The sequence below is a fragment of the uncultured Arenimonas sp. genome (assembly GCF_963976025.1).
Taxonomy (GTDB): Bacteria; Pseudomonadota; Gammaproteobacteria; order Xanthomonadales; family Xanthomonadaceae; genus Arenimonas.
The window spans coordinates 1-4547 of sequence record NZ_CAXBJS010000205.1 but is presented as its reverse complement, the minus strand read 5'-3'; the positions used below and the strand labels follow the sequence as shown (position 1 = coordinate 4547).

Below are 4547 nucleotides of genomic sequence, written 5' to 3'. Positions count from 1 at the left end.
CGCCGGGCACCGACGTCGCCTACGACTACCCGCTGGCCATCCAAACCGACGGTGGGCTGCACCGCTACCGCCTGGTCCAAGAGACCACGCCCGAAGGGGTGAAGCGCTACCGCATCAAGCGCGGTTCGCGGCAGAAGCTGGCCACGCTGTCGGTGGGGCACACGGACGTTTGGTTCTTCAATCAGTCCGGCACGGAAATGGTCTGCCACCAGATCCTGCCGACTGGCACCACTGCCAACCCCTGGTGGGCCGCCCGGCTGCTGGCCACCGGCGATTACCCGCCGATCGACCCGCCCGACCCGGAGGACGAGGTTCCCGACGAGTTCTTCCCGGCCACCGGCTCGGTGCGCCGGCGCGTGGCCCTGAGCCCGGACGGCACGACCCTCAACGAGACCTTCTCGGTGGTGTCAGGCGGCGCCGCGGTGCCGCTGTGCACGGACTACGCCGGCGACACCCTGGCCAGCTACACCGTGCGCCTGGCCGCCGACATGGTCCCCTACATCGGCTTTGACGGGCAGGAGCTGCCCACGCTGCAGGTGGTGCGCACAGGCACGACCATCGTGGCCACCCAGCGCTGGGTGCTCTACGCCAGCCCGCGCGACCAGGTGATCGTGCTCCTGGGCGATAGCCGCACCTTCGACTACGAGACCGGCAGCGCCGCCGGCGCCACGGTCGGCGAGGTCTGGATCGAGACCTGGGTGAAGGGCGTGCAGGTCAACCGCACCACGCTGGCCACGCCGCCGCTGCCCAACTTCGGTCTGGTGCGCCGTGCGATCGACAACATGGAGCTGATGGCTGGCCTGGCCGGCCAGGCCATCGCCCCGAGCTGGTTCCTGTACGGGCTCTTCCAGTCGATCGAGGACGTGGCTGACGTGCCGCCCGACGAGGAGCCGGACACCTGGCGGATGCGCGCCGGCTTCATCGGCATGAACAGCGGCCTGGCCAACCTGGTCTACCCGGGAACCTGCTACTTCGGCAGCTACTCGAGCGTGAGCAGCGGCGGACCACAGCCCATCGGCTCGCTTGCGAGCGGCGGCTTCGCTGGCAGCCAGCAGGACGAGGACGGGCATTACCCCGTCGTGTCCGGCGCGGTCGAGCAGGCGGAAGGCGCGGAGCCCATCGTGCTGCTGAGCATCGGCCTGGACTTGAGCAGCCTCAACACCACCTTCTCCCTGGCCACCAACGAGACCTTGTCGAACCTGACGGGCATCGGCGGGGCAGGGCAGCGCTATCACCCGCTGTGGGTGCTGGGGAAGGTCAACCTCGAACAACCCCAGGGGGCCTGACCGATGGCGTGCTTCTGGCAAGACATGGTCGCAGCCACGCAGGTTTGCGACCTGGGCGTCGAGCCGCCTGGCGACCCGGAGTTCAACAGCTACAACGTCGGGTCGGGCGGCGGCTTTTTTCTGTTCCGCTCCTCGTGGTTTGGCGCGGGCACCAACTTGATCGACGCCGCGCTCACTGCGGCGGCAAACGTCAACCTCACTGGCTACCTGTCCGGCGAAACGCTGGTGCCGGTGAATCCGCCGGTCGTGGGCTACTACCAGGCCACCGGCTACGGAACGGATCCCGGCGGCGGCAGCGACACCGAGTGCTTCCTGTTTACCGACTCGGACCTCAACAGCGCCGGCATCCCCTTCAACACGCCTGTCGACGTGCTGGTCGACTTCAATCCGCCTGGCGGGACCGTTGCCACCGGCACGGTCACGGCTGAGTTCGGTTCCTGACCACCCCCGGAGATACCCCGATGACCGTGAAAGTTTCCACTGCCACCGCCAATGCGCTGGCCAATGCCCTGGGTCTCAAGAGCCAGCTCGATGGTGGGCGGCTTTTCATCTTCGCCGGTCCGGTGCCTGCCACCGCAGACGAGGCGCTGGACATGGTCACCGACCACACCGAAATCGTCGAAATCACCGAGAGCGGTGACGGGCTCACGGGCATCACGTTCGATGCGCCGTCCGCCGGCCTGCTGAGCAAGGCGGCCGCCGAGTCGTGGCAGGAAACCGCGGCGTTCGACGGCGCCGAGGATGCCGAACCCACGCTGCTGGCCACGTTCTTCCGCTTCTGCGCCTCCGGCGACGACGGCCGCGCGGCCGCCAATGCCACCACGGGATACCGCCTGCAGGGCACCATCGGCGACCTTGCGAGCTCGGCACCCATGAAGATGACCAATCCGACGCGAACCAACAGCGCGCTGGTGAACATCGACAGCTTCGGCGTGCGCATCGGCGCGGTCTCCTAAGGCACGCCCGTGACCGACCTGTCCCTGGTCAAGGACACCGAGCGCACGCTCGTGTCGCCGGCGGTGCCGGCCCAGCCCGCAATCGGGCCGGTGCCGTTCCGCATGTACGCGCCGCCGCTCCCACTGGGCTGGCGCTATAAGGCCTACACCCTGGACGGCGAGACCCTGCTGCCCAACTCGGCGGCCACCTTCAACACGTGGCCAACCCAGCTCTACCAGCCGCAGGAGTTCACCACGTCGGGCGAGAGCAGCTACGAGTTCATGACCCTGGCCGAGTTCACGGACTACCTCGACAGCCTGGGGGTCAACTCCATTTCTTTCGAGCAGGCCACGCCGGTGTACGAGGGCGACGACCTGATCGGCTACCGGGTCTGGGTGCCGGCCGCCGGCGAGCCCGAGCTGGTCGACCCGAAGTTCTGGGCGCCGCTGGATTTCATGGAGTACGTGACTTTCCCCGATGTCGCCACCGAAGGGGCCTATGGCTACCCGACGGGCGAGGGCATGTTCCGCGGCTACTTCGACGTGCCCACGGCGGAAGGGGTCGAGCGTGTCTGGGGCAACTACTGGAAGGATTTTCGCGGCGTGCTGCTGCGCCTGCCGGTCGGCTCCGACCCGCTGCCGGCGCTGTGCACCCAGCGCGACAGCACGCAATACAACCCTGCCCGCGTGGTGGTGCTGGCCAACTTCCCGGGCAGGTCAGCGACGCCGGGCCAGGCGGCGCAGTACCACCTGGACGGCAACCCGGGCTGGAACAGCGGCGCCACCAGCATCGACGCCTTCGATGGCGACTGCCGGGTGAGCTTCACGCCGGTGGTGACCGCCGCCCTGGCCGTGGGCCTGACCGCCTCGCCGCGCCCGAGCGTGGTGGACGTGAACGGCATCGAGTTCGCCTTCCGCTTCGACCAGCCCGCCGGCGGCGGCTTTCGGTACTATGTCGCCGAAAACGGCCAGCGCATGACGTCCTTCGCCCAGGCCGCGGCTGACGCGGTGTTCGTGATCGAGCGCATCAACGGCGCCATCGCCTTCAAGGTCAACGACACCCTCGTTTACGAACCCCAGCGCTTGAGCGCCGGGCCCCTGTGCGTCGGGTCCGCCCTGTACTTCGGCGGCGACGGAGTCTACTGATGCCCGACACCATCACTTTCGAGTCGCTGGGCGACGCCTACACCGACGCGATCGACGCTAGCCTCGAGCTCGCGATCATCATCAATTCGGTGGTGGCCGATGGCGACGCCGACCTGGTGTTCGCCTACTGCGAGATTCCGCTGGTCATGGCGTCGGGCACCGGCGTCGAAGCCCCGGAGGTCGACACCATCCAGGCCTACTGCGAAATCCTGCTGGAAATGGGTTACACGCTGGCCAGCAACCCCGGCGCGTGCGAGGTCGAGCTCGAGCTGCCCATCACGGTGAGTTCCTACGTGGACGTCGACACGGTGGGCGAGGTGGTCATCCCGCTGACTATCGCCGCCACTGCCCCCCTGGGCATGATCCCGATCGGCGACGAGCCATTCGTCGAGGTCGAGGAGGCCATGCTCGGCACCACCAGCACCTCGGTGCAGGAGGTGCTGTCGGTGCTCGAGGCCATCGTCGGCCGCTCCGAAGCCCTGACCATGGTCAACCGGGTGATCGCGCAGGGCGAGAGCCTGAGCATCAAGACCAAGCTGACCCTGGTGCTCGAGGCGCTGGCGGTGGACACGGCGGCATTTGCCGACGTCGTCGCCGGCGACCCGGTCAAGACCATCGCCCTGGTCGACGCCCTGCAGCTCGCCGGCGCCGCTCAGGGCTCGGTGGCGGCCATGGCGGTGCTCTCAGACATCGTGGCCCTGGCCACGGCCGTGGCCAGCGTCCAGGACGCTGACGCTGAGGACACGGCGGCGCTGGCGGAGACCGTCGAGGGCCTGGTCAGTGCACTGGAGTCGGTGATCACGAGCGCGGTGTTCTCTGAATCGGTGCAGGCCCTGGCGGTCGTGACGGTGCTGGTGCCGGAGACCATGGCGACCGAGAGCGTCGCTGAGGCCCTGGCCAGCCGCCTGGCGATCGCCGAAGAGAACCTGCCGCTCGCCGTGGCCTTCGACTTCGACGGGGTACCCTACGTCGGCCTGTCCATGAACGCGGCCACCAAGGGCATCACCGAATACGACGCGTTCGACTACAACTCCCTGGCCTGGTTCAACGGCAAGCTCTACGCCGCCGGCGCCGCGGGTCTCTACCGCCACGATGCCGACACCGACGCTGGCGAGCCAATCAACGCCTTCCTGCGCACGGCCATGCAGCGCATCGCCGGCGGCAAGGCCTCGCGCATCAG

General features: G+C 68.2%; 5 protein-coding genes. All 5 read left to right on the top strand.

Translation table 11 applies throughout. From position 1 onward, the window contains the following. The coding region (locus tag AACZ35_RS12725; RefSeq protein WP_339829888.1) for a hypothetical protein at positions 1-1286 on the top strand (1286 nt) is incomplete at its 5' end. A 24-nt stretch (positions 1287-1310) separates the two neighbouring features. After that, complete coding sequence (locus AACZ35_RS12720) at positions 1311-1727, top strand: hypothetical protein (protein WP_339829886.1); 417 nt, start codon at positions 1311-1313, stop codon at positions 1725-1727. A 20-nt stretch (positions 1728-1747) separates the two neighbouring features. Continuing rightward, positions 1748-2242: a hypothetical protein gene (locus AACZ35_RS12715; protein ID WP_339829884.1), complete on the top strand. Its 495-nt coding sequence runs from the start codon at positions 1748-1750 to the stop codon at positions 2240-2242. A gap of 9 nt (positions 2243-2251) precedes the next feature. Continuing rightward, complete coding sequence (locus AACZ35_RS12710) at positions 2252-3367, top strand: hypothetical protein (RefSeq protein ID WP_339829882.1); 1116 nt, start codon at positions 2252-2254, stop codon at positions 3365-3367. Next, the coding region (locus AACZ35_RS12705; RefSeq protein WP_339829880.1) for a hypothetical protein at positions 3367-4547 on the top strand (1181 nt) is incomplete at its 3' end. The genes AACZ35_RS12710 and AACZ35_RS12705, both read left to right, overlap by 1 nt.

Excerpts from the sequence above, each read along its gene's own strand:
- AACZ35_RS12720 (WP_339829886.1), top strand. The coding sequence starts at position 1,311 with ATGGTCGCAGCCACGCAGGTTTGCGACCTGGGCGTCGAGCCGCCTGGC.
- AACZ35_RS12715 (WP_339829884.1), top strand. The coding sequence starts at position 1,748 with ATGACCGTGAAAGTTTCCACTGCCACCGCCAATGCGCTGGCCAATGCC.